Here is a 23,586-nt window from a genome sequence, read left to right on the forward strand (position 1 = left end):
GCGGCACAGGGATGTGACGTCGTACCCGACCCGAAAGCCAGGCGCAATAAGCCGAGGGTACCGCGAAGCGGCGGTTTTCTTTGCCGGGAGCCGGGATTGTTAAGGGCGCGGCGGCGAGCGCCCTTGACACGTTCACCGCAGAGAAATGGACAGGAAGCTGAGGAGGAAAAGTGAACGGAACGGTTCTACTTTTTTTTCAAAGGGGGGGTCTTTAAAGCAAAGTAATGAATAAAAATTCATTATTTTGCTTAACTGAGTGGCATTACGGCAAATTGCCGGCATTTTTTATCGGAGAAATCTGCTTGTTTACATATTCTACAGAATAGCTTTTCTGGGTTTAATCTGAAAACCACATTTCACCCATTGGTAATAACGAACGCTTTTCAGAATATACGTATATTGTATTTTTATTATTTTATTTTAACGCTATGTTTTTGCTGATTTATTAATATTTAATTCATGCGTTATTAGCGTGTTAATCCATTTATCCTAAAACCCCATATCTAATTCCAGATGCCGTAATTCCACCGTTTGAGTTGTGTATACTCGGTGGCGCCTGAATTTTCAGGTGATTCTCCATTCATTCCATTAAATGAAAGGAAATAACGATGAAGCAAATCGTGTATGGCATTTTTGCCATCTCTGCGCTTGCGGCGGCTTCTGCTTACGCAGCGCCGGTGGAAACCGGTGACGCGGCAGGGTCGGCGGCGACGTCGGTGTCTGCGGGAAGCTCTACCGCAACCAGCGCCAGCGCCGTAAGTTCGGCCGTTGGGGTCGCTCTGGCCGCGACCGGTGGCGGTGATGGTTCTAATACCGGAACCACCACAACCACCACCACCCGTACCCGGTAATTCACCCGGTACGTTAACCATAACCACACCTCGGTGTGGTTATTCTGCCCCCTGGAGATGCGTCGTGAAGCGAACCTTCATCCTCACTTTTTGCCTGCTATTACAGGCTTGTTCGTCGACGACCAAAGGGCTCGGACAATCGTTGTGGAACAGCGTGTTCGGCGTTCCGGGCGTGCAACTGACCGAGAACGATATCCAGACTATGCCGTACGCCAGCCAGTATATGCAGCTCAACGACGGCCCTCAGCTGTTCGTTGTGCTCGCCTTTTCCGAACAGGGCCAGCAGAAGTGGATGACTCAGGATCAGGCCATGCTCGTCACACAGCACGGGCGCGTTGTGAAAACGCTCCAGCTGGAGGACAACCTGCTGGAGGTGACGAACCTGAACCACGACCCGCTGGCGGCCCCGAACCAGATAGTCGATGGCGCAGGCTGGACACGCACGATGGGCTGGACCGAGCACCGGCAGGTACGCTACGCCGTCGCGCGTTCGACCTTTCGCTGGGACGGCACCGATACCGTCACGCTTGCTGGAGACAGCACTGTCGTTCGCGTGCTGGATGAAGCGGTCTTAACCGACGAGGCGCGCTGGCATAACCGCTACTGGGTCGACAACGACGGGCAGATTCGCAAATCAGAACAATACCTTGGCGCGGGCTTTTTCCCGGTGAAAACCCTCCTCATCAAGGCGGCAAAGCAATGAACAAACTCTCTGCGTCCCTGCTGATATTGAGTATGGCCGCCGCACCGACGTGGGCTTCCGGTACGGTTGACGTGTATATGAACGGCGCGGCGCAACCGAAGACGCTCACTGACGCCGCGCACCTTATCGATCTCGTGGAGCAGCCCAGGCTTGCGAACAGCTGGTGGCCGGGCGCGGTGATGGCATCGCAGCCGCAGACCGCCGTTGCCCGCCAGCAGCAGCAGATGCTGCTCTCCCGGCTGGCGGCGCTTGCTGCCCGGAAAGACGGCGACGATGCCGCCGCGATCAACGCCCTGCGCCAGCAGCTACAGGCCGTACGCGTCGTGGGTCGGCAGTTTATCAGCCTTGATCCGGATCGGGTGCGCGCCGGGCAGTTGAACAACCCGCCGCTGGAGGGGAAATACAGCCTGTGGGTCGGCGCGCAGCCGGGCACCGTCACCCTCTTTGGTCTCATCAGCCGTCCAGGCAAGGTTGCCTTCACCCCGGGGCGTGATATCGCCAACTATCTCGATGACGTCAGCCTGTTGAGCGGCGCCGGGCGCAGCTATGCCTGGGTGATTTATCCCGACGGGCGTACCGAGAAAGCGCCCGTCGCGTACTGGAACAAGCGCCATATCGAACCGATGCCGGGCAGCACCATTTTTGTCGGGTTTGCCGACTCACTGTGGACGAAGCAGTACGACACCCTGAATGCAGACGTGCTTCGCGCCCTCACACAGCGGATACCTGAAGCATGATGAAAACACGCGCTTTCTATAGCCTGCTGGCGCTGTGCGTGAGCGCCGCCTGTCACGCCGAAACGTACCCGGCGCCCATCGGCCCATCGCAGTCGGATTTCGGCGGCGTGGGGCTGCTGCAAACGCCCACCGCCCGCATGGCGCGCGAAGGGGAGTTCAGTCTGAACTATCGCGACAACGATCAGTACCGCTTTTACTCGGCGTCGGTCCAGCTGTTCCCGTGGCTGGAAACCACGCTGCGTTACACCGATGTGCGCACCAAAAAATACAGCGATGTAGAGGCGTTCTCCGGCGATCAAACCTACAAAGATAAAGCGTTCGACCTCAAGCTGCGGCTGTGGGAAGAGGGATACTGGCTGCCGGAAGTGGCGGTTGGCGCGCGGGACATCGGCGGGACAGGGCTCTTTGACGGGGAATATGTGGTCGCCAGCAAGGCATGGGGACCGTTCGATTTTACCCTCGGCATGGGATGGGGATACCTCGGCACCAGCGGCAACGTCAAAAACCCGTTTTGCAGTTACGACAACAAATTTTGCTACCGCGATAACCGCTACAAGCAGGCAGGCTCATTCGACGGCAGCCAGATGTTCCATGGTCCGGCGGCGCTGTTCGGCGGTATTGAGTACCAGACGCCCTGGCAGCCGCTGCGCCTGAAGCTGGAGTATGAAGGCAATGACTACAGCCATGACTTTGCGGGCAAGATCGATCAAAAGAGCAAGTTTAACGTCGGCGCCATTTACCGGGTGGCTGATTGGGCCGACGTTAACCTCAGCTATGAGCGCGGCAACACCCTGATGTTCGGCGTTACCGTACGCACCAACTTTAACGACCTGCGCCCGTCATACAACGACAGCCCAAAACCGGCGTACCAGCCGGAGCCGCAGGACGCCATTCTCCAGCACTCGGTGGCGGCAAACCAGTTGACGCTGTTGAAATACAACGCCGGATTCGCCGATCCGCAAATCCAGACGAAAGGCGACACCCTGTACGTGACCGGCGAGCAGGTGAAATACCGCGATTCCCGCGAGGGGATTGAGCGCGCTAACCGTATCATCATGAACGACCTGCCAGAAAATATCCGTACCCTCCGGGTGACGGAGAACCGCCTCAACCTGCCGCAGGTGACAACCGAAACCGACGTCGCCAGCCTGAAGCGCCACCTGGAGGGCGAACCGCTCGGTCAGGAGACGCCGCTGGCGCAAAAACGCGAGACGCCGATTGTCGAGGATAATACCGAGCAGGGGTGGTATATCGACAAGTCGCGTTTCGACTTCCACATCGACCCGGTGCTGAACCAGTCTTTCGGCGGCCCGGAAAGTTTTTATATGTACCAGCTGGGGGTGATGGGGACTGTCGACTGGTGGGTGACCGACCACCTGCTGACCACCGGCAGCTTGTTTGCTAACATCGCCAACAGCTACGACAAGTTCAACTACACCAACCCGCCGAACGATTCACAGCTCCCCCGCGTGCGTACGCATGTGCGTGAGTATGTGGAAAACGATATCTACGTGAATAACCTGCAGGCCAACTATTTCCAGTATCTGGGGAATAATGTCTACGGCCAGGTGTACGGCGGATACCTTGAGACCATGTTCGGTGGCGTAGGGGCGGAGGTGCTGTACCGCCCGGTGGACAGCAACTGGGCTTTTGGCATCGACGCCAACTACGTCAAGCAGCGTGACTGGCACAGCGCTCAGGACATGATGAAGTTTACCGACTACAGCGTGAAAACCGGCAACCTGACCGCGTACTGGACGCCGTCGTTTGCTCAGGACGTGCTGGTGAAAGCAAGTGTTGGCCAGTATCTGGCGGGCGACAAGGGCGGCACTCTGGAGGTCTCGAAGCACTTTGACAGCGGGATTGTGGTGGGGGCTTATGCCACCATGACCAACGTGTCGGCACAGGAATATGGTGAAGGGGATTTCACCAAAGGCGTATATGTATCGGTGCCGCTGGATCTCTTCGCCTCCGGGCCAACCCGCAGCCGCGCGAATATCGGCTGGACGCCGCTGACCCGCGACGGCGGCCAGCAGCTCGGGCGCAAGTTTGACCTTTACAGTATCACCAGCGATAAGAGCATGAACTTCCGCTGATGTTTTTCGCCCGGTGGCGCGGCGGCGCCGGGCGCAACAAAAAATTGAACAAAATATAAGCAAAAAATATAGATATCTGTCACATTTTTGCGTTATACAGAACTCTCGCCACTGCGAATGAGGTGCTGTATGACGTCGCTATCTCGTCCACGCGTAGAGTTTATCTCCACCATCCTGCAGACGGTGCTCAACCTTGGTTTGTTGAGCCTTGGCCTGATCCTGGTCGTTTTCCTCGGTAAAGAGACTGTGTATCTGGCGGACGCGCTGTTCGCCCCTGAACAAACCAGCAAATACGCGCTGGTGGAAGGGCTGGTGGTCTACTTTCTCTATTTCGAATTTATCGCGCTGATTGTGAAGTACTTTCAGTCCGGTTTTCACTTCCCGCTGCGCTATTTCGTCTATATCGGGATCACCGCCATCGTGCGGCTGATCATTGTCGATCACAAATCCCCGCTCGATGTGCTGATCTATTCGGCGGCGATCCTGCTGCTGGTGATCACGCTCTGGCTGTGTAACTCAAAACGGCTGAGGCGGGAATAAAAAATGGCGCTCCAGGGAGCGCCGAACAACAGTCACATGTTGGGATAAGTTGAGGATAACAGTGGCATATAACGATGAGGGTTAACCTTTAACACCGCCTGCGGTCAGCCCGCTGACCAGCCAGCGCTGCGCCAGCAGGAAGACGATGGTGATGGGGATGGCGGACAGTACCGCCGCCGCCGCGAAATCGCCCCACAGGTAGTTTTGCGGGTTGAGATACTGCTGCATGCCGACGGCCAGGGTGTAGCTGTTGACGTCGCGCAGCAGCAAAGAGGCGACCGGCACTTCGGTAATGGCGGCGATAAACGACAGGATAAACACCACCGCCAGAATCGGTACCGACAGCGGCAGCAGCACCAGGCGGAAAGCCTGCCACGGCGTAGCGCCGTCCAGCGCGGCGGCCTCTTCCAGCGAGCCGTCGATGGTTTCGAAATAGCCCTTTATCGTCCACACATGCAGCGCAATACCGCCAAGATAGGCGAAGATCACCCCTCCGTGCGTGTTCAGGCCGATAAACGGCAGATACTGACCGAGGCGGTCGAATAACGCGTACAGCGCCACCAGCGACAGCACCGCCGGGAACATCTGGAAAATCAGCATGCCTTTGAGCAGCGTTGCTTTACCCGGAAACTTCATCCGGGCGAAGGCATAGGCGCAGGTGGTGGACAGCGCGACGATGCCGGTGGCGGTAATACCGGCTATCTTGACCGAGTTCCACAGCCACAGCAGTACCGGGAAGGGCGGCGGCGTGACGCGACCATCCGCATGCTCGACGCTAAAGCCCAGCGCCAGTCGCCAGTGCTCCCAGGAGATGTTATCGGGGATCAGGTTGCCGGTGGCGAAGTTGCCCTCGCGCAGCGAAATAGCGATAACCATCAGCAGCGGGAACATGATCGCCGCGATAAACATCAGCAGCAGCAGATGCGTAATGCAAAGGCGCAGTTTCTGTGATTTGGGTTGTACCATAGCCATGTTCTGTGCCTCCTCAATCAAATTTCATGCGCGTGGCTTTCAGGTTCACAATCGCAAGCGCCCCTACCAGCAGGAAGATAAGCGTGGCGATAGCGGCCGCGAGGCCGAAATCCTGACCGCCGCCGCCTTCAAAGGCGATACGCCAGGTGTAGCTCACCAGCAGATCGGTGTAACCCGCCGGGGTGGTCGTGCCGAGCCGATCCGGCCCGCCGTTGGTCAACAGCTGGATCAGTACGAAGTTATTAAAGTTAAAGGCGAAGCTGGCGATCATCAGCGGCGTCAGCGGTTTGATAAGCAGCGGCAACGTAATCATAAAGAAGTTCTGGAACGGACCGGCGCCATCCATTGCCGACGCTTCATACAGGTCGTCCGGAATCGCTTTCAGCAGCCCCATGCAGAGGATCATCATGTACGGGTAGCCAAGCCAGGTGTTGACGATGACGATCATCGAACGGGCGGTGGTTGGGTCGCTGAACCAGGCGGGTTTGATACCGAACAGCGCGCTGAGCATCATGTTGATTTCACCAAAGCTCTGGTTGAACAAGCCTTTGAAAATCAGGATCGAGATAAACGACGGCACCGCATACGGCAGGATCAGCAGCACGCGGTAAATCGCCTTGCCTTTGAGCGCTTCCCACTGCACCACGCACGCCAGCACCATCCCGACGGCAACGGTCAGCAGCACCGTCAGCACCGAGAACACCACCGTCCAGATGAAGATGGCGACAAACGGTTTCTGAATGCCGTCATCAGTAAAGACGCGCATGAAGTTGTCCCAGCCGATGGTCACGGTGTAACCCGGGCTGAGCTTCTCGCCGCCGTCCACCGCCTGGTAGTAGCCGATATCGTCGTTCGGACGATATTTCGCGCCGGTCTGGTTGTTGGTCAGCAGACCGTCATTTTCCAGCGTATACAGCGGCTGCGTGCCGGAGAACTGGCGCAGCGAGCTCATTACCACCTTGCTGCTGTCAGGCAAAATGGCGGTGAGTTGGTTCAGCGCCTGGCGATTTTGGGTGATCACGCGCAGGTTGGCGCGCTCGTCGGTCGGCAGGGTATCCGTCTCGTGCAGCGTGATTTTCTGCTCGCCGCCAAAGGCGAAGGGGGCAGACAAATAGTTTTTCCGGCTCTCGCCATCGGTCAGCGCCAGCCGCCATTCGTTGCCCGCCGGGTATAACCCGAAGTTGAAGGATTTCCCGGCCTGATAAGAGCGATCGAGAAGCACCTGCCGGGCGCGTTCAAAGGTGAGCTGGTTGGTGCTGCTGTAGTTGGTAAACGCGATAGCGATCGTGCAAATCAGCGGGAACAGGACAAACAGCCCCATCCCGGCCATACCGGGATAGACGTAGCGCCAGGCGTAAGCTTTACGGTTGGCGAAAATATACAGGCCAACAGAGCTTAAAATCAGCGTCATGATGGCGAACAGGTACTCCCCCTGGGCGTACATTAAAACAACAAGGTAACCCACCAGCAGGCCGAGCAGACCCATGACTGACCACGTCATCACGTCGCTTTGCCACCAATGTTTCTTTTTAATGACATCCATGGGGATCGTCCTCTACAGCGGTGAAACTTCCTGGCCGGAGATGTGCCGGATAAGCGTAGCGCCATCCGGCACATGCTCAGCGGCATTACTTGGTGATACGTCCTTGCGCGTCCTTCAGCGCGGCATCGACGGTCTGACGACCGCTGGCGGCGTTGATCACGGCAGTGCGGGTGGCATACCAGAACGCCGCCATCTGCGGGATATTCGGCATGATTTCACCCTTTTGGGCGTTCGCCATGGTGGCGGCGATGCGCGGATCTTTCTCCAGCTGTTCCTGGTAGGATTTCAGCGCGACGGCGCCCAGCGGTTTGTCCTTGTTTACCTCTTCCAGACCCTGGTTGGTCATCAGATAGTTTTCCAGGAACTCTTTCGCCAGCTCTTTGTTCGGGCTGGCGGCGTTAATACCGGCGCTCAGCACGCCAACGAACGGTTTGGATGGTTTGCCTTTGAAGGTCGGCAGCAGCGTCACGCCGTAGTTCACTTTGCTCTTGTCGATGTTGGCCCACGCCCACGGACCGTTGATGGTCATGGCGGTTTCGCCTTTGTTGAATGCGGCTTCCGCGATGGAGTAGTCAGTATCCGCGTTCATGTGTTTGTTCTTGATAAGGTCAACCAGGAAGGTCAGGCCCGCTTTTGCGCCCGCGTTATCCACGCCGACGTCTTTCACGTCATATTTGCCGTTGGCAAATTTGAAGGCATACCCGCCGTCAGCGGCAATCAGCGGCCAGGTGAAGTACGGTTCCTGCAGGTTGAACATCAGCGCCGATTTACCTTTCGCCTTCAGTTCTTTATCCAGAGCCGGAATCTCTTCCCAGGTTTTCGGCGGGTTGGGCACCAGGTCTTTGTTGTAAATCAGGGACAGCGCTTCAACCGCTACCGGGTAGGCAATCAGCTTGCCGTTATAGCGTACGGCGTCCCAGGTGAACGGGTAGAGCTTGTCCTGGAAGGCTTTATCCGGCGTCACTTCCGCCAGCAGGCCGGACTGCGCGTAGCCGCCAAAGCGGTCATGGGCCCAGAAGATAATGTCCGGGCCGTCACCGGTTGCGGCGACCTGTGGGAATTTCTCTTCCAGCTTGTCCGGGTGCTCGATGGTGACTTTGATACCGGTGTCTTTCTCAAATTTCTTACCTACCTCGGCAAGGCCGTTATAGCCTTTATCGCCGTTGATCCAGATGACCAGCTTTCCTTCTTCAATCTTTGCAAGGGCAGAGGCGGAAAACATCATCGTGGTCAGTGCAGACAGCGCCAGGATGCGTGCGCCAGTTTTGATTTTCATATATCCCGTCCTTTATGGTGTGTGCTCGTGGATACACAGAGGTGGTCTAACGCTGCTCAGTCTCCTTAATTGACAACCTCTTTCCATCCTCCCCGCCTCTACGCCCCACCTCCATGTTGCGTGATCTCCGTCGCATAAAATTCAGTTATGAGTTCTGGCGCACACAAAAACGCGCCGATTTTTGCCGCCTCCATCACGAATTTCGTTCGCAGTCGCGCTGTCCGGACACAGAACCGACCCTCTCATCCTCCCGTCTCCTCCCCCATCAAAAACCCGGGGGGCGGAGGATTCACCAGGCGACTCAATCCCGCATAGTCAGCCCATCTTGAATGTTTCCGTTGGTGACAGGTTGTAACGAAGGGAGAGGGGCATGGCGAGCGTACAGCTGCGAAACGTAACGAAAGCCTGGGGGGAGGTGGTGGTGTCGAAAGACATCAACCTCGACATCCATGAAGGAGAGTTCGTGGTCTTTGTCGGGCCATCAGGGTGTGGGAAATCCACACTACTGCGAATGATCGCCGGGCTGGAAAACATCACCCGCGGCGATCTGTTTATCGGCGAGACGCGCATGAATGACGTTCCGCCCGCGGAACGTGGTATCGGCATGGTTTTCCAGTCCTACGCGCTCTATCCCCATCTCTCGGTGGCGGAAAACATGTCCTTCGGCCTGAAGCTGGCCGGGGCGAAAAAAGAGCTTATCAACCAGCGGGTAAACCAGGTCGCCGAGGTGTTGCAGCTGGCGCATCTGCTGGAGCGCAAACCGAAAGCGCTGTCGGGCGGCCAGCGTCAGCGCGTGGCCATTGGCCGTACGCTGGTGGCGGAACCGCGCGTTTTTCTGCTGGATGAGCCGCTGTCCAACCTCGACGCCGCGTTGCGCGTGCAGATGCGTATTGAGATCTCCCGCCTGCATAAGCGCCTTGGCCGCACGATGATCTACGTCACCCACGATCAGGTCGAAGCGATGACGCTGGCGGACAAAATTGTGGTGCTTGACGCCGGTCGCGTCGCCCAGGTCGGTAAGCCGCTGGAGCTTTATCACTACCCGGCGGATCGCTTTGTCGCGGGGTTTATCGGTTCGCCGAAGATGAACTTCCTGCCGGTCAAAGTCACCGCGACCGCCATTGAACAGGTCCAGGTTGAGCTGCCGAACCGCCAGCAAATCTGGCTGCCGGTCGACAGCCACGACGTCCAGGTCGGCGCCAACATGTCGTTAGGCATTCGCCCGGAACATCTGCTGCCCAGCGATATTGCCGACGTCACCCTGGAAGGCGAGGTGCAGGTCGTCGAGCAGCTCGGCCACGAAACGCAAATTCATATCCAGATCCCCGCCATCCGTCAAAACCTGGTCTACCGCCAGAACGACGTGGTGTTGGTACAAGAGGGGGCCACATTCGCTATCGGCCTGCCGCCAGAACGCTGCCATTTGTTCCGAGAGGATGGCACGGCATGTCGTCGGCTGCACAAAGAGCCAGGCGTTTAAGCCACCCGGTTAAAAATAAAGAAAAAACAATAATCTCAGGAGATAGAATAATGATTACTCTGCGCAAACTTCCACTGGCGGTCGCCGTTGCGGCAGGCGTTATGTCTGCTCAGGCGTTAGCCGTCGATTTCCACGGTTACGCGCGTTCCGGCATCGGCTGGACCGGCAGCGGCGGCGAGCAACAGTGTTTCCAGGCGACAGGCGCCCAAAGTAAATACCGTCTTGGCAACGAATGTGAAACGTACGCCGAACTGAAACTGGGCCAGGAGGTCTGGAAAGAGGGCGATAAGAGCTTCTACTTCGATACCAACGTCGCGTACTCCGTCGCTCAGCAGAACGACTGGGAATCCACCAGCCCGGCGTTTCGTGAAGCCAACGTTCAGGGGAAAAACCTGATTGACGCGCTGCCAGGTTCCACCATCTGGGCCGGTAAGCGTTTCTACCAGCGTCATGACGTTCACATGATCGACTTCTACTACTGGGATATCTCCGGTCCGGGCGCAGGTCTGGAAAACGTCGATGTCGGCTTCGGTAAGCTCTCTTTCGCCGCCACCCGTTCTTCTGAAGCAGGTGGTTCCTCGGCGTTCGCCAGCGACAACATCCGTGACTATACCGCCAGCACGGCAAACGACGTCTTCGACGTACGTTTAGCGCAGATGGCAATCAACCCGGGCGGCATGCTGGAATTCGGTGTGGACTACGGCCGTGCCAACGAGCGCGATAACTATCATCTGGCGGACGGCGCCGCTCAGGACGGCTGGATGTTCACCGCTGAACATACCCAGAGCATGCTGAAAGGCTACAACAAGTTCGTGGTGCAGTACGCGACGGACGCGATGACCTCACAGGGTAAAGGCCAGTCTCAGGGCTCCAGCGTGGGTATCGATAACGATAAATTCGCTTATAACATCAACAATAACGGTCACCTGCTGCGTATCCTCGACCACGGCGCGATTTCCCTTGGCGACAAGTGGGACCTGATGTACGTCGGTATGTACCAGGATATCGACTGGGACAACAACAACGGCACCAAGTGGTGGACCGTGGGCGTACGTCCGATGTACAAGTGGACGCCAATCATGAGCACTCTGCTTGAAGTCGGCTATGACAACGTGAAGTCGCAGAACACCGGCGACACCAACAACCAGTACAAAATCACCCTCGCGCAACAGTGGCAGGCAGGGGACAGCATCTGGTCTCGCCCGGCGCTGCGCGTATTTGCAACCTACGCCAAGTGGAACGAGAAGTGGGGCTACGACTACAACGGTAACTCCGCCACCAACCCGAACTACGGCAAAGCGGTCTCCAACGGCTTTGACGGCGGCTCCTTTGGCCGCGGCGACAGCGATGAGTGGACCTTTGGCGCCCAGATGGAAATCTGGTGGTAATCTGCCGTTAACCTGATGTGCTGATCTGAAGAGGGGCGTAAGCCCCTCTGATTCTGGCGTCGCGTGCTATTGCCTGGCTAACGCGCCGTTCGACATTCTGAGGTGATAACAATGAAAATGAAGAAAAGTCTCGTCGCCCTCTGCCTTTCCGCAGGTTTACTGGCCTGCGTTCCGGCCGTCAGCATCGCGGACGTGAATATCGTCCCACAGAACACCAGCGCGGCGCCGTCGATTCCGACGTCGGCGCTACAGCAGCTTATCTGGACGCCGGTCGATCAGGCCAAAACCCAGACCACGACGCTCGCCACCGGCGGTCAGTCGCTGAATATCGCCGGGATATCCGGCCCGGTGGCGGCCTACAGCGTACCGGCCAATATCGGCGAACTGAACCTGACGCTGACCAGCGAAGTGAATAAACAAACGAGCGTATTTGCGCCGAACGTGCTGATCCTCGACCAGAACATGGTGCCATCGGCGTTCTTCCCGAGTAGCTACTTTACCTATCAGGAGCCTGGCGTCATGAGCGCCGATCGCCTTGAGGGCGTCATGCGCCTGACGCCAGCGCTGGGGCAGCAGAAGATTTACGTGCTGGTTTTTACGACCCAGCAGGACTTGCAGCGCACCACCACGCTTGTCGACCCGGCGAAAGCCTACGCCAAAGGGACCGGCAACGCGGTACCGGATATTCCGGATCCCATCGCCCGCCACGTGGCCGACGGGAAAGTGACGCTCAAGGTGAAAAACTCCACCGGTTCCAGCGTGCTGGTCGGCCCGCTGTTCGGTTCTTCGGGTCCGGCGCCGGTGACTGTCGGCAATACTGCCGCGCCGACGTATAGCGCGCCAGCCGCAGTGGCCGTCGCACCGGTGGTCGCTCCGCCGCCTGCGCCAGCGGCGAAGAGCGAGCCGATGCTCAACGACACGGAACGTTATTTTAACGCCGCGATCAAACAGGCCGTCGAGAAAGGCGATATCGATAAAGCGCTGAAACTCCTGAACGAAGCTGAACGTCTTGGTTCGACCTCGGCGCGCGCCACTTTTATCAGCAGTGTAAAAGGCAAGGGGTAACCGTCTCCCCGCAATGCTGGTGTTTAGGCCATGCCTTTCGGTGCGTCCATTCGGGCGCACCCTTTTTTCTGGCGCAACGGCAGGTGTTGTACCTCTGTTGCGCTATTGATCGTATATTAACGTTTCACCCTTTCGCGAAGGCGTTTCTACGATACAATGCCGTTAAGTTATGTATCGGAGATCCAGCATGTCACACTCTGCGCTGACGCAACTGCGTGCGCTGCGTTACTACGACGCGATTCCTGAACTCGATGCCCAACTTCGCGACTGGCTGTTGCTGGAAGACTCCATGACCAGGCGTTTTGAGCAACAGGGTAAACGCGTGACGGTCACGCTCATTCGGGAAGACTTCGTCAACCGCGACGAGATTACGCAGGAAGCAGCGCTGTTGCCCGTTGACGAGCGCTACTGGCTGCGCGAGATTTTGCTTTGCGCCGACGACGTGCCCTGGCTTGCCGGGCGGACGGTGGTGCCGGCGTCGACGCTGTGCGGTCCGGAGCTGGCGCTACAGAACCTTGGGAAAACGCCGCTCGGACGTTACCTGTTTACCTCATCGACCCTGACCAGAGACTTTATTGAGATAGGCAAGTATGCAGAGCTATGGGGTCGTCGTTCCCGCCTCCGGCTGAGTGGAAAACCGCTGCTGCTGACAGAGCTGTTTTTACCTGCATCACCGTTGTACTGAGAGGAAGTAAAAGATGGAGTGGAGTCTGACGCAGAACAAGTTGCAGGCCTATAGCCGCCTGATGCGTACTGACAAACCGATTGGCGCGCTGCTGCTGCTTTGGCCCACCCTGTGGGCGCTGTGGGTGGCGACGCCGGGCGTACCGTCGCTGTGGATCCTCGCCGTGTTCGTCGTCGGCGTCTGGTTGATGCGCGCCGCAGGCTGCGTGGTAAACGACTACGCGGATCGCAAATTCGACGGCCACGTGAAGCGCACCGCCAACCGCCCGCTGCCCCGCGGGGATGTCAGCGAGAACGAGGCCCGGGGGCTGTTCGTGGCGCTGGTACTGCTCTCTTTCCTGCTGGTGTTGACGCTGAACAGCATGACCATTCTGCTGTCGGTGGCGGGGCTGGCGCTGGCCTGGGTGTATCCGTTTATGAAGCGCTATACCCACCTGCCTCAGGTGGTGCTGGGGGCGGCGTTCGGCTGGTCGATACCGATGGCGTATGCGGCGGTGAGCGAATCATTACCGCTGAGCTGCTGGCTGATGTTCCTCGCCAACATCTGCTGGGCGGTGGCGTATGACACGCAATATGCGATGGTAGACCGCGATGATGATCTGAAGATAGGCATCAAATCAACGGCCATTCTGTTTGGCAAACACGACAAACTTATCATTGGTATTTTGCAGATCGCTGTACTGGCGCTGATGGTGGCGATTGGCATGCTGAGCCATCTGAATTGGGAATTCTACTGGTCGATTTGTATCGCCGGGGCGCTGTTTATCTTCCAGCAAAAGCTGATTAAAGACCGTGAACGCGATGCCTGTTTTAAAGCCTTTATGAACAACAACTATGTCGGGCTGGTGTTGTTTCTCGGTCTGGTGATGAGCTACTTCGGTTAATCACAAAGGCCCTCTCAGTGAGAGGGCCTTCTTCATGGTTTACGCGTCCTGCGACACGCTCTCGATAGTCAAACGCACGTCGGAGGTAATCAGCTCCGCCAGCATCTGATAGACCTTCATCGTCTCTTCCGGCTCCGCATCGCCCGTATCGCTGATATAGCCTTCGTCGCGCAGCGTCAGCACCAGCGTGCTGAATACTGCTTTATCGAAGAACTCCGGCGCATTGATGCCGTGCAGCACCGACAGGCGTTGCGCCACCGTGCGGCTCTCTTTTTCCAGCGTGCTGCGGTTGATGGACGGGTTAGCGCTCAGCAGCCAGAAGGTGATCGCGTAGCGTTGCAGCGTCTCGCGAGCGCCTGCGGCCAGCAGTTGCAGGGAGCGGGAGTGGGACGGGTTGATCCGCACCTCGTCGTCATGTACCGAGATAAGCTCCTGGCGCTGCATTTCCGCGATCAGCAGGTCGATAACGCCCGCCAGCTGCGCGGTTTCCCAGCGCAGGAACAGCTCGGTTTTCAGCATCGGATAGAGCGTTTCCACATGACGCAGCATGCTTTCGCGGGAAATATGACGATGCTGGGTGACGATAGCCGCCAGCAGCGACGGCAGAATCAGCATATGCGCGATGTTGTTGCGATAGTAGGTCATCAGCACCGCCTGCTCGCGCGGCAGAATGATGATATCGCCAATGGTATCTTTCTCGACCTCGAACTTGTTCATCTGCAGCGCGTGATCGATAAGCGCGCTGGCGGTCGCCGACGGAACGGTGGAGTCCGTTGAGTACGGCACGTTGCGCATCAATTGCAGATAGCACTCCAGCTGCTGCGTCAACTGCTCGCGGGTCAGCGAGCGCTGGCGGGAGGCGAGCAGGGCGGTACAGCACAGGTTCATGGCGTTCGCCGCCCCGGCGTTGTTGATGCGCACCATCAGGTCGGCGGCAATGCTGTTGACCGTCGGGGTCAGCCATGCCGGACGGACGGCTTCAATCGGGTCAATAGACTCGCGCCACTCCGGAACATGGTGGTTGAGGTAGGTCATCAGCGGCATGGGTTCGCCGAAGTTGACGTAACCCTGGCCGAGGTTACGCAGCTTGCTCAGTCCGCGCAGCATCTGCGGCAGGCTCTCTTTCTCTTTCGTCGCGCCGCGCAGCTCTTTGGCGTAGGTGCCTACCTCCATCACGTGCTCGTAACCGATATAGATAGGTACGAGAGTGATAGGACGGGTGCCGCCGCGCAGCATCGCCTGAATGGTCATCGTCAGGGTGCCGGTTTTCGGATCCAGCAGACGACCGGTACGGGAACGGCCGCCTTCCACAAAATATTCCACGGAGTAGCCGCGGCTGAACAGCTCGCCCAGATACTCACGAAAAACGGTGGAGTAGAGCTTGTTGCCCTTGAAAGTACGGCGAATGAAGAAGGCGCCCAGACGGCGGAAAATCGGACCGGCAGGCCAGAAATTCAGGTTGATACCGGCGGCGATATGCGGCGGCACCAGCCCCTGGTGATAGAGCACGTAGGAGAGCAGCAGATAGTCCATATGGCTGCGGTGGCAGGGCACATAGACAATCTCGTGCCCGTCGTGGGCCAGTTGGCGTACGCGCTCGGCGTTATGAACGTTAATCCCCTGATACAGACGGTTCCAGGTAAAACCCAGCACGCGGTCGGTCAGACGAATCATCTCATAGGAGAAGTTGGCGGCGATCTCTTCCATCAGCGCCACAGCGTTTTGCTGCGCTTTCTCATGGGAGATTTTCTTGCTGCGCGCTTCGTCTTCTACGGCGCGGGCGATAGCTTTTGACGCCAGCAGCTTATTGAACAGGTCCTGACGCGCCGGCAGACGCGGGCCCACTGCCGCCAGACGCTGACGGGCAAAGTGCATACGCGCGACGCGCGCCAGCTTCTGGGCTATCGTTTTATCGGTGCCGTGTTCGGTGGCCATCCAGCGCAGCGACACCGACGGAGAAAAGCGGACAAAGCTGTCGCGGCCAAGCCAGGTGACGGCGAAGAATTTCTGGATGCCGTTGAGCATCCGCAGCGGCGGATTGATCTCGCCTTTTTCACGCCCCGGCGAGCGGCCGAACATCACCGAAACCGGCACCATCTGCACGTCCAGGTTTGGATTGCTGCGATGCAGATCCAGGTAGTCATGGAACAGCTTAATGGACTCTTCTTTCGGCGTGTAATAGGTAAACACGCGCGGTCCGCCGTGGATAAACACGTAACGCGGCAGCACGGTGCCGTCGATTTCAAGCGGCTCCAGCGGGTCGGGGAGGTCGTGCGCCAGGCATTGAGCGCGCAGCGTCAGTAAGTCTGCCTTCGAGTTATACGGCAGAACGTACATAATAGGGCGTGACGTATCGAGCCCAAGTTCCGGGGCAGGTTCCGCCGGAATGGACTTGCTTTTTACCAGCACGCTTAATGGTAAATTCAGTAATTTGTAGTAAATTCGTGGCCAGCCAGACATAAACGATGTAAAGCCTCTGGTTAATCATGCAAATGCGCCGCAAGGATAACAGAAAGTGCGCAGGATTTCTGTTCTACCGCGTTTGATGCAAAGTGACATTGACGCTAAATATGAAAAAAGGGTTTTTTGATGGCAAATGATACCACCGGGCTCACCCGAATCATCAAAGCGGCAGGGTATTCCTTGCAGGGATTTCGCGCCGCGTGGAAAAACGAAGCCGCGTTCCGTCAGGAGGGCACCGTTGCCATCATCGCCGTCATTATTGCGTGCTGGCTGGATGTCGATGCCATTACGCGCGTGCTGCTGATTGGCTCTGTGCTTCTGGTGATGATAGTGGAAATTCTCAATAGTGCGATTGAAGCGGTGGTGGATCGCATCGGTTCCGAACGCCATGAGCTGTCGGGGCGCGCCAAGGATATGGGATCGGCGGCGGTGCTGCTGTCGATTTTTATCGCCCTTATCACCTGGGGCACGCTTCTCTGGTCACATTTGCGATAAGGCTCGTGGAATTGCGCAAACGTCTGGTTTTTTATGCGTTTTGTGGTTCCAAATTCGCCGTTAACTGTATATACTCACAGCATAACTGTATATACACCCAGGGGGCGGAATGAAAGCGTTAACGACCAGGCAGCAAGAGGTGTTTGATCTCATCCGGGATCACATCAGCCAGACGGGGATGCCACCCACGCGTGCGGAAATCGCGCAGCGTCTGGGGTTTCGTTCCCCGAATGCTGCTGAAGAGCATCTAAAAGCGCTGGCGCGTAAAGGCGCAATTGAAATCATTTCTGGCGCTTCCCGCGGGATCCGTCTGCTGACGGAAGAGGAAGAAGGTTTGCCGCTGGTTGGGCGCGTTGCTGCGGGTGAACCGTTGCTGGCGCAACAGCACATCGAAGGTCACTACCAGGTCGACCCGGCGATGTTCAAACCCAGCGCGGACTTCCTGCTGCGCGTGAGCGGCATGTCGATGAAAGACATCGGCATTCTCGACGGCGATCTGCTGGCGGTACATAAAACGCAGGATGTGCGTAACGGGCAGGTCGTTGTCGCGCGTATTGACGATGAAGTTACCGTTAAGCGCCTGAAAAAGCAGGGCAGCGTCGTTGAATTGCTGCCGGAAAACAGCGAGTTTTCCCCGATTGTCGTCGATCTGCGCCAGCACACTTTCTCTATCGAAGGGCTGGCGGTCGGCGTTATTCGCAACGGCGAGTGGTTGTAATCCTCTCCCTTCTCCGGCGGCGCATTTCCTGGCGCCGCCGCGTTCTCTGATCGTCACAGGTTTTCTCCATGTCGCTGTTTACCCCTGCGGATAAAGCGTTATGGCGCCTCGCGCTGCCGATGATTTTCTCCAACATCACCGTGCCGCTGCTGGGCCTGGTGGATACCGCCGTGATCGGCCATCTCGACAGCCCGGTGTACCTTGGCGGCGTTGCTATCGGCGCAACGGCGACCAGTTTCCTGTTTATGCTGCTGCTGTTCCTGCGTATGAGCACCACGGGATTAACCGCCCAGGCGTTCGGGGCGCGAGACCCTCTGCGCCTGGCGCGGGCGCTCATCCAACCGCTGCTGCTGGCGCTGGGCGCCGGAGCGGCGATTGTCCTGCTGCGTACGCCGCTGATTGAGCTGGCGCTGCATATCGTTGGCGGCAGCGACGCGGTGCTGGAGCAGGCCCGGCGTTTTCTCGATATTCGCTGGCTTAGCGCCCCGGCTTCATTGGCGAATCTGGTGCTGCTCGGCTGGCTGCTGGGCGTACAGTACGCCCGGGCGCCGGTTATCCTGCTGGTGGTGGGCAATGTGCTCAATATCGCGCTTGATCTCTGGTTGGTGATGGGGCTGCATATGAACGTGCAGGGGGCGGCGCTGGCCACTGTTTGCGCCGAGTACGCGACCTTTTTCATCGGCCTGTTGATGGTGCGACGGGTGATGGCGCTGCGCGGCATCAGCATGGCGATGCTGAAAACGGCCTGGCGCGGCAACATCCGCCGTCTGCTGGCGCTAAACCGCGACATCATGCTGCGCTCCCTGTTGTTGCAGCTCTGTTTTGGCGCGTTAACCGTATTTGGTGCTCGTCTTGGCAGCGATATCGTGGCGGTCAATGCGGTGCTGATGACGATGCTGACCTTCACCGCTTACGCCCTTGATGGCTTTGCCTATGCGGTGGAGGCCCATTCCGGACAGGCCTACGGCGCCCGCGACGGCAGCCAGTTGCTGCATGTGTGGAGCGCGGCCTGCCGACAGGCGGGGATGGTGGCGCTGGCGTTTGCCGGCGTCTATGCCATCGCAGGCGAACATATCGTCGCCATGCTGACGTCATTACCGGAGCTGCGACAGCTGGCGGATCGCTATGTTATCTGGCAGATGGTGCTGCCGGTGATCGGCGTCTGGTGCTACCTGCTGGACGGCATGTTTATCGGCGCCACGCGGGGGGCGGAGATGCGTAACAGCATGGCGATTGCGGCGGTGGGGTTTGCCCTGACGCTGCTGAGCGTACCGGCGCTCGGCAACCACGGGCTATGGCTGTCGCTGGCCGTTTTTCTGGCCCTACGCGGGTTATCGCTGGCGTGGATCTGGCGTCGACACTGGCGGCACGATACCTGGTTTTCGTAACGGCTGGCGGTGGCATTGCGCCGCCAGCAGGCCTTAGCGCGGCTTTTTCTTAACCTGAATGGTGTGGTCGTGTCCGCAGCAGTCGGGTGTGCGGCAGGCTTCCACCTCAACGCACCGCGCGCACAGGCCATGCGCTTCAATCACGTTGTGGCGCAGCGCAAATCCCATGCGGGCGGCCAGCATGTGCATGATGTCTTCCACGCCCTCAGCGCCTTCCTCTTTCACCACGCCGCAGCGGTCGCAGATAAACATGGCGGAAGAATGAGACGGTTTATCGAAGAGATGGCAAAGCACATAGCTGTTTGTGGATTCCACCTTGTGGACAAAGCCTTGCTCCAGCAGAAACTCCAGCGCACGATACACCGTCGGGGGTTTCGCCTGCGGCTCGCTGACTTTGAGCAAATCCAGGAGATCGTAAGCGCTTATGGCACCCTGCTGCAGGCTCATCAAACGTAAAACTTCGAGTCGTTGCGGTGTCAGACGCACGCCGCGTTGTGCGCACAGCTTCTCAGCCTGTGCGAGCAGGTCCTGCGATGGGGTGTTTTCCATGAGCGTCCTCAGGTCGGTGGAAGTAAACCCTTACTTTATCATGTTCTCCCGAAAACACCGAGAACCCGCCGGGTGTGCTATACCTGACGCATCTCAACATCCAGGAATAAAATTATGAAAAGACCGGACTGTATTCGCCACTGGCGGGAACTGGAGGACGCAGATGATTCGCACTACGCCGACAGCCGCGAGCTGATGTCTGTCGGCGCGCCGCTTGCGCGTCGGCTCGGCCTGATGCGTCTGGGTATTCATCATGAGCGTCTGCCGCCGGGGCGTCGCACATCGTATCCGCATGCGGAAAGCGATGAAGAAGAGTTTATTTACGTCCTGGAAGGGCACCCGCAGGCGTGGATCAACGGCTATCTCTGGCAACTGGAGCCAGGCGACAGCGTCGGTTTTCCGGCGGGAACCGGGGTGTGCCATACCTTTATCAACAACACGCTGGAGGACGTTCGGTTGCTGGTGGTGGGGGAGGTGAACAAAAAATATAACCGGATTTACTATCCGCTGAACCCGGAGTACGCCGCGACGCGGGAAGACCGCTGGGTGGATCATCCGCCGCAGTTTTTTGGCCCTCATGACGGGAAACCTTCGCGAACAGGGTCATAAAGGTCACCGTGGATAAGGGCATTTCTGTTGAAATGCCCTTATGATCAGGCGTGCGGGCGCACAGGCTTATTTTACCGCTTGCAGGGCGAATCGTATCCTTTTTGCTCCTGTGCTATAGTAGCGCCCCTTTTTCACCGGATGCTTATTACTTCGCCATGCTGCCAGAAACACAATCCCCCGTTTTTCCTGCACACCGCTTCTCTATCGCGCCGATGCTCGATAGGACGGACTGCTTTTAATAATCAGTTAGTTATTCATTTTATGGGTGCCTATTGGGAACCCTGCGATCTACATCTCACCCCCTTATACCTATCCATACCGCATCATTTGTATTCACTGGGTGTTGACCGGGTATTACCGTGGTTATAGACTGAGCTTAAGATAGTCCAATAGTGTTCGCTCATGACGTACGACATCAATTGTTTGGCTTGATTATTAAATAGATGCACTAAGGTTATGTTGTTAGCTAAACCTTAAGTTGCGCGCATAAGGCATTTGCCAATTAGCAATCGGTACAGAGGTTTCACTATGTTTTGCGAAGAAAAAGTAGCTCAAATGGCTGCATACCTGCTGCTCAAACGCGGCGGGCGCATGGCATATCTGAAACTTATGAAGTTACTTTATCTTTCCAACAGAAAGTCAATCCTGAAGCATGGCAGGATGATCGGGGAAGACAATCTGTACTCAATGAGATTTGGGCCAGTAATGTCCAATACATTGAATTTGATTCGTGGCAAGGCCGAGGGTTTTGGTGATTACTGGTATGAGCTGATCGAAACAAATGGGCATGATGTCATGTTGCGTACAGACCCTCGTGAGATGGACGCGGATGAAATCTTCGATGAGTTGAGCCGTGCTGATATTCGTATCCTTGATGAGATTTATTCTCAGTATGGTCACATGAATAGGTTTGACTTGGCGAATATGACTCATCTTCAGCATATTTGTCCTGAGTGGCACAACCCAGGTAGTTCACGTAGGCCAATCGATCTGAAAGAGATGCTTCTTCGTGAAGGGAAAAATGAGGAAGAGGCGGAGAGTATTATTCAGAGCATGGAAGAATCTCAGCGACTTAAGGCATTTTCCTCACAATTATCATGACGCAATATCAGCCTTATAGGAAAGGAACTGTGTTGGCTCCGACAGGGCCATGCAATCACTTACATGTGGTTTGTAATGATCCAGTGTATTACCCTGTTAATGACTGTTATTGTGTGTTGGTTGTTAATATATCCAGTATTAAAGAAGGTGTTCCGCATGATGATGCCTGTGTCTTAAATGTTGGAGATCATCGTTTTATCAAGCACCCAAGCTATGTTGTTTATGCAGAGGCTATCATCTGGCGTGTTGATAATATGGTGAAAAAGCAAACGTCTGGTGAAATTACTGTTCACGATGATATGCCAGAGGCAACGTTTACTCGAATCTTAGATGGGTTTGACATTTCGGACGCAGTTAAACCGAAAAACTTGAGATTCAAAAATAATTATTGTTTTCCTAATTCAGATGATGAGCAGTTAACCGGTTCATAGAAAACCCGCAAAGAGCGGGTTTTTCTCTTTATTGTCAGTTATTTTTCTGTTTACCCGTTCTTACCCTTTCCCATTCAGCTCTTCCCTCTGCAACCCTGCTATCTATGTACTCAGCCAGAACTGAAATATGGATACAGCGCTTTGCCTTCTGCGATGTACCGACGCGGTATGTTGGGATTGGTAACTGGCAGGCGTTAGCTTTTGCTTCTGCTGTAGCTGGACTCATACCGAAGTACTTCTGGCAAACGGCTGAAAGCTCAATATTAGAGGTTTCAAATTCTGCCATCAGTAGAAACATAGTATTCATAGTGCGCTCCATACAGCCCGGCTGCACCCGGGCGTTGATCTTTACTCTTCGGTGCTGGTGGGCACCAGTCGCTGCCAGATAGCCGAAACATACTTAGCCTGGTGGCGGGCGTCGGCCAGCGCGTTATGCACTTCGCCATCAAACGGCATGTCCCGCTTAGGATCGAAGCCAATAGCGCGACCGAGGGTCACCATGGTACGCACATCCTGATCATTCCAGAATTGCCACGGGCAAATGTGGCCGGCGCGCTCATATGCGCCACGAATAATGACGTTGTCGAAGTTGGCGCCGTTACCCCATACCTTTAAGTATTTCGGGTTATCCGCGTGGCGGTTGATGAAGTGGTTCAGCTCGGAAAGCGCAGTTGCGATAGGCATAGCATCGTCAGCGCAAATCGCTGCCCTGGCTTCCGGGCTTTGCTTCAACCACCAGATAATGGTGTCGCCGTCAGGAACGGCACCTTGTGTCATTGAGCTGTCGAGCTGCACGGCCGTGTAAAACTCTTCGCCCAGCGCGCCGCTCTGCGGGTCAAACAACACGGCACCGATGGAGACAATTGGCGCCGTTGGCTTGTTACCCATGGTTTCGAGGTCGATCATTAAGTGGTTCATTCAATACTCCATACTTGGTTCATCAGGCATCGGAGCCCAATACGTAATATTCATTTCTTCCGCATCCAGATCATCAATCTGGTATGTCCATTCCCACTGACCTGTTTCTTTCTGTCCGGGGCCATACCAGACAGAACGCCAACCAATAATCCAGCCTTCGCCGTTTGCGTCGTATAATAAAACGGTATCATTCGGATCCGGCAGGCGCTCAGCAACTGATACCGCTTGCTCCTCTGTGGTATCTTTCCACGCTACGCTTATAAGCTTCCCACCAAACACTGCCATTCCTGAATGAACTGCTGGCTCTTTCCCATCTTCAAACTCAACGACAAACGTTACCTTACCCATGGTATTTATCCTGTTGTGGTGTTGCTGGTAGTGGCATCCAGTGGGTTACAGGAAAATGTAGCCGGTCGATAAACTCGTAATGCTCATCCTGCCAGCGCTCATCTTCTTCCAGATGCTCAGCATCGGATTGAAAACCCAGACCGACCCACACGCCATTACTGACCAGAACAAAAATATTTGGCTCAGGCATCCGTTCGCTTACTGGAATCCAACCATCCGGAGATACTGGAGATCTGCAGCAGCGCACTTCGTCAATTTTTGGCAAAGAATCCAGTTCTGGCGTGGTCTGGATACTGCAGCGAGAATTGAGCATGGCGGCACGGCAGGCGTTCCAGCCCTCATCAAAC

General features: G+C 56.5%; 25 protein-coding genes and 1 pseudogene. 17 read left to right on the top strand and 9 right to left on the bottom strand.

The genetic code is table 11. The features are described 5' to 3' along the window. The first annotated feature begins 608 nt into the window (after window positions 1-608). The 5 genes from yjbE to psiE all read left to right on the top strand — a co-directional run bounded on the left by yjbE (window position 609) and on the right by psiE (window position 4,927). Complete coding sequence (yjbE, locus tag JO226_RS07680) at window positions 609-851, top strand: exopolysaccharide production protein YjbE (RefSeq protein ID WP_293546231.1); 243 nt, start codon at window positions 609-611, stop codon at window positions 849-851. Window positions 852-915: 64 nt separating this feature from the next. After that, window positions 916-1,554 carry a YjbF family lipoprotein gene (locus JO226_RS07685; RefSeq protein WP_293546234.1) on the top strand — a complete coding sequence of 213 codons (639 nt, stop codon included), beginning with the start codon at window positions 916-918 and terminating at the stop codon, window positions 1,552-1,554. Then, window positions 1,551-2,291 carry a capsule biosynthesis GfcC D2 domain-containing protein gene (locus tag JO226_RS07690; RefSeq protein ID WP_293546237.1) on the top strand — a complete coding sequence of 247 codons (741 nt, stop codon included), beginning with the start codon at window positions 1,551-1,553 and terminating at the stop codon, window positions 2,289-2,291. The genes JO226_RS07685 and JO226_RS07690 overlap by 4 nt, the downstream gene beginning before the upstream one ends. After that, on the top strand, window positions 2,291-4,387 hold the full coding sequence (locus tag JO226_RS07695) for a YjbH domain-containing protein (RefSeq protein WP_293546297.1): 2,097 nt from the start codon (window positions 2,291-2,293) through the stop codon (window positions 4,385-4,387). The genes JO226_RS07690 and JO226_RS07695 overlap by 1 nt, the downstream gene beginning before the upstream one ends. 129 nt (window positions 4,388-4,516) lie before the next feature. Beyond that, window positions 4,517-4,927, top strand: a complete 411-nt coding sequence (gene psiE / locus JO226_RS07700) for a phosphate-starvation-inducible protein PsiE (RefSeq protein WP_013368085.1) — start codon at window positions 4,517-4,519, stop codon at window positions 4,925-4,927. Window positions 4,928-5,008: 81 nt separating this feature from the next. On the opposite strand, the gene malG is transcribed toward psiE, so the two are convergent. From malG to malE, 3 genes are all read right to left on the bottom strand, one after another. Continuing rightward, entirely contained in the window at window positions 5,009-5,899 is an 891-nt protein-coding gene (gene malG, locus JO226_RS07705; protein WP_293546242.1) for a maltose ABC transporter permease MalG, read from the bottom strand. Between the two features lie 13 nt (window positions 5,900-5,912). After that, window positions 5,913-7,442: a maltose ABC transporter permease MalF gene (malF, locus tag JO226_RS07710; protein WP_293546243.1), complete on the bottom strand. Its 1,530-nt coding sequence runs from the start codon at window positions 7,440-7,442 to the stop codon at window positions 5,913-5,915. Between the two features lie 85 nt (window positions 7,443-7,527). Further along, a complete protein-coding gene (gene malE, locus JO226_RS07715; protein ID WP_293546246.1) occupies window positions 7,528-8,718 on the bottom strand; it encodes a maltose/maltodextrin ABC transporter substrate-binding protein MalE in 1,191 nt (396 codons plus the stop codon). 370 nt (window positions 8,719-9,088) lie between these two features. Between malE and malK the strand changes: the two genes are divergently transcribed. The 5 genes from malK to ubiA all read left to right on the top strand — a co-directional run bounded on the left by malK (window position 9,089) and on the right by ubiA (window position 14,219). Next, window positions 9,089-10,198, top strand: coding sequence for a maltose/maltodextrin ABC transporter ATP-binding protein MalK (gene malK, locus JO226_RS07720; protein ID WP_293546249.1), 1,110 nt, complete (start codon window positions 9,089-9,091; stop codon window positions 10,196-10,198). Between the two features lie 47 nt (window positions 10,199-10,245). Continuing rightward, window positions 10,246-11,586, top strand: coding sequence for a maltoporin (locus tag JO226_RS07725; protein WP_293546300.1), 1,341 nt, complete (start codon window positions 10,246-10,248; stop codon window positions 11,584-11,586). A 111-nt stretch (window positions 11,587-11,697) separates the two neighbouring features. Then, entirely contained in the window at window positions 11,698-12,651 is a 954-nt protein-coding gene (malM, locus tag JO226_RS07730; protein WP_293546252.1) for a maltose operon protein MalM, read from the top strand. 187 nt (window positions 12,652-12,838) lie between these two features. Then, entirely contained in the window at window positions 12,839-13,336 is a 498-nt protein-coding gene (ubiC, locus tag JO226_RS07735; protein WP_293546255.1) for a chorismate lyase, read from the top strand. 13 nt (window positions 13,337-13,349) lie between these two features. Then, on the top strand, window positions 13,350-14,219 hold the full coding sequence (ubiA, locus tag JO226_RS07740; RefSeq protein WP_293546258.1) for a 4-hydroxybenzoate octaprenyltransferase: 870 nt from the start codon (window positions 13,350-13,352) through the stop codon (window positions 14,217-14,219). 39 nt (window positions 14,220-14,258) lie between these two features. Here the strand turns inward: ubiA and plsB are convergent, their stop codons facing one another. Further along, the gene (gene plsB, locus JO226_RS07745) at window positions 14,259-16,679 is read right to left on the bottom strand and encodes a glycerol-3-phosphate 1-O-acyltransferase PlsB (RefSeq protein ID WP_293546261.1); all 2,421 of its coding nucleotides are present in this window, start codon (window positions 16,677-16,679) and stop codon (window positions 14,259-14,261) included. 129 nt (window positions 16,680-16,808) lie between these two features. Here plsB and JO226_RS07750 point away from each other — a divergent pair, with 129 nt between their 5' ends. From JO226_RS07750 to dinF, 3 genes are all read left to right on the top strand, one after another. After that, the gene (locus tag JO226_RS07750) at window positions 16,809-17,177 is read left to right on the top strand and encodes a diacylglycerol kinase (RefSeq protein ID WP_293546264.1); all 369 of its coding nucleotides are present in this window, start codon (window positions 16,809-16,811) and stop codon (window positions 17,175-17,177) included. 109 nt (window positions 17,178-17,286) lie between these two features. Continuing rightward, window positions 17,287-17,895: a transcriptional repressor LexA gene (gene lexA, locus JO226_RS07755; protein ID WP_293546267.1), complete on the top strand. Its 609-nt coding sequence runs from the start codon at window positions 17,287-17,289 to the stop codon at window positions 17,893-17,895. Between the two features lie 68 nt (window positions 17,896-17,963). Beyond that, window positions 17,964-19,283, top strand: a complete 1,320-nt coding sequence (gene dinF / locus JO226_RS07760; RefSeq protein WP_293546270.1) for an MATE family efflux transporter DinF — start codon at window positions 17,964-17,966, stop codon at window positions 19,281-19,283. Between the two features lie 33 nt (window positions 19,284-19,316). Here dinF and zur read toward each other — a convergent pair whose 3' ends face one another. Beyond that, a complete protein-coding gene (zur, locus tag JO226_RS07765; RefSeq protein ID WP_293546273.1) occupies window positions 19,317-19,832 on the bottom strand; it encodes a zinc uptake transcriptional repressor Zur in 516 nt (171 codons plus the stop codon). Between the two features lie 114 nt (window positions 19,833-19,946). Here zur and JO226_RS07770 point away from each other — a divergent pair, with 114 nt between their 5' ends. The 4 genes and pseudogenes from JO226_RS07770 (at window position 19,947) to JO226_RS07785 (ending at window position 21,973) form a co-directional block, all read left to right on the top strand. Next, window positions 19,947-20,441, top strand: coding sequence for a cupin domain-containing protein (locus JO226_RS07770; RefSeq protein WP_293546276.1), 495 nt, complete (start codon window positions 19,947-19,949; stop codon window positions 20,439-20,441). A gap of 107 nt (window positions 20,442-20,548) precedes the next feature. After that, a pseudogene (locus JO226_RS07775) lies at window positions 20,549-20,671 on the top strand (tRNA dihydrouridine(20/20a) synthase DusA); the annotation flags it as partial. A 298-nt stretch (window positions 20,672-20,969) separates the two neighbouring features. Further along, the gene (locus tag JO226_RS07780; protein ID WP_293546279.1) at window positions 20,970-21,542 is read left to right on the top strand and encodes a Panacea domain-containing protein; all 573 of its coding nucleotides are present in this window, start codon (window positions 20,970-20,972) and stop codon (window positions 21,540-21,542) included. A gap of 29 nt (window positions 21,543-21,571) precedes the next feature. After that, the gene (locus JO226_RS07785; RefSeq protein WP_293546282.1) at window positions 21,572-21,973 is read left to right on the top strand and encodes a hypothetical protein; all 402 of its coding nucleotides are present in this window, start codon (window positions 21,572-21,574) and stop codon (window positions 21,971-21,973) included. A 34-nt stretch (window positions 21,974-22,007) separates the two neighbouring features. On the opposite strand, the gene JO226_RS07790 is transcribed toward JO226_RS07785, so the two are convergent. From JO226_RS07790 to JO226_RS07805, 4 genes are all read right to left on the bottom strand, one after another. After that, window positions 22,008-22,280: a pyocin activator PrtN family protein gene (locus JO226_RS07790; RefSeq protein WP_293546285.1), complete on the bottom strand. Its 273-nt coding sequence runs from the start codon at window positions 22,278-22,280 to the stop codon at window positions 22,008-22,010. Window positions 22,281-22,321: 41 nt separating this feature from the next. Further along, the gene (locus tag JO226_RS07795) at window positions 22,322-22,891 is read right to left on the bottom strand and encodes a 3'-5' exonuclease (RefSeq protein ID WP_293546288.1); all 570 of its coding nucleotides are present in this window, start codon (window positions 22,889-22,891) and stop codon (window positions 22,322-22,324) included. Then, entirely contained in the window at window positions 22,892-23,239 is a 348-nt protein-coding gene (locus tag JO226_RS07800; protein ID WP_293546291.1) for a DUF551 domain-containing protein, read from the bottom strand. It lies immediately after the preceding gene. Further along, on the bottom strand, window positions 23,232-23,586 hold a 355-nt coding region (locus JO226_RS07805; protein ID WP_293546294.1), incomplete at its 5' end, for a DUF551 domain-containing protein. The genes JO226_RS07805 and JO226_RS07800, both read right to left, overlap by 8 nt.

It is taken from the genome of Pluralibacter sp., assembly GCF_019237635.1.
Classification (GTDB): Bacteria; Pseudomonadota; Gammaproteobacteria; order Enterobacterales; family Enterobacteriaceae; genus Enterobacter_B.

Excerpts from the sequence above, each read along its gene's own strand:
- JO226_RS07790 (WP_293546285.1), bottom strand. The coding sequence starts at position 22,280 with ATGAATACTATGTTTCTACTGATGGCAGAATTTGAAACCTCTAATATT.
- JO226_RS07795 (WP_293546288.1), bottom strand. The coding sequence starts at position 22,891 with ATGAACCACTTAATGATCGACCTCGAAACCATGGGTAACAAGCCAACG.
- malK (WP_293546249.1), top strand. The coding sequence starts at position 9,089 with ATGGCGAGCGTACAGCTGCGAAACGTAACGAAAGCCTGGGGGGAGGTG.
- zur (WP_293546273.1), bottom strand. The coding sequence starts at position 19,832 with ATGGAAAACACCCCATCGCAGGACCTGCTCGCACAGGCTGAGAAGCTG.
- yjbE (WP_293546231.1), top strand. The coding sequence starts at position 609 with ATGAAGCAAATCGTGTATGGCATTTTTGCCATCTCTGCGCTTGCGGCG.
- plsB (WP_293546261.1), bottom strand. The coding sequence starts at position 16,679 with ATGTCTGGCTGGCCACGAATTTACTACAAATTACTGAATTTACCATTA.
- JO226_RS07690 (WP_293546237.1), top strand. The coding sequence starts at position 1,551 with ATGAACAAACTCTCTGCGTCCCTGCTGATATTGAGTATGGCCGCCGCA.
- JO226_RS07800 (WP_293546291.1), bottom strand. The coding sequence starts at position 23,239 with ATGGGTAAGGTAACGTTTGTCGTTGAGTTTGAAGATGGGAAAGAGCCA.
- ubiC (WP_293546255.1), top strand. The coding sequence starts at position 12,839 with ATGTCACACTCTGCGCTGACGCAACTGCGTGCGCTGCGTTACTACGAC.
- JO226_RS07695 (WP_293546297.1), top strand. The coding sequence starts at position 2,291 with ATGAAAACACGCGCTTTCTATAGCCTGCTGGCGCTGTGCGTGAGCGCC.
- malE (WP_293546246.1), bottom strand. The coding sequence starts at position 8,718 with ATGAAAATCAAAACTGGCGCACGCATCCTGGCGCTGTCTGCACTGACC.
- malG (WP_293546242.1), bottom strand. The coding sequence starts at position 5,899 with ATGGCTATGGTACAACCCAAATCACAGAAACTGCGCCTTTGCATTACG.
- malM (WP_293546252.1), top strand. The coding sequence starts at position 11,698 with ATGAAAATGAAGAAAAGTCTCGTCGCCCTCTGCCTTTCCGCAGGTTTA.
- psiE (WP_013368085.1), top strand. The coding sequence starts at position 4,517 with ATGACGTCGCTATCTCGTCCACGCGTAGAGTTTATCTCCACCATCCTG.
- malF (WP_293546243.1), bottom strand. The coding sequence starts at position 7,442 with ATGGATGTCATTAAAAAGAAACATTGGTGGCAAAGCGACGTGATGACG.
- JO226_RS07750 (WP_293546264.1), top strand. The coding sequence starts at position 16,809 with ATGGCAAATGATACCACCGGGCTCACCCGAATCATCAAAGCGGCAGGG.
- JO226_RS07780 (WP_293546279.1), top strand. The coding sequence starts at position 20,970 with ATGTTTTGCGAAGAAAAAGTAGCTCAAATGGCTGCATACCTGCTGCTC.
- lexA (WP_293546267.1), top strand. The coding sequence starts at position 17,287 with ATGAAAGCGTTAACGACCAGGCAGCAAGAGGTGTTTGATCTCATCCGG.
- dinF (WP_293546270.1), top strand. The coding sequence starts at position 17,964 with ATGTCGCTGTTTACCCCTGCGGATAAAGCGTTATGGCGCCTCGCGCTG.
- JO226_RS07770 (WP_293546276.1), top strand. The coding sequence starts at position 19,947 with ATGAAAAGACCGGACTGTATTCGCCACTGGCGGGAACTGGAGGACGCA.
- ubiA (WP_293546258.1), top strand. The coding sequence starts at position 13,350 with ATGGAGTGGAGTCTGACGCAGAACAAGTTGCAGGCCTATAGCCGCCTG.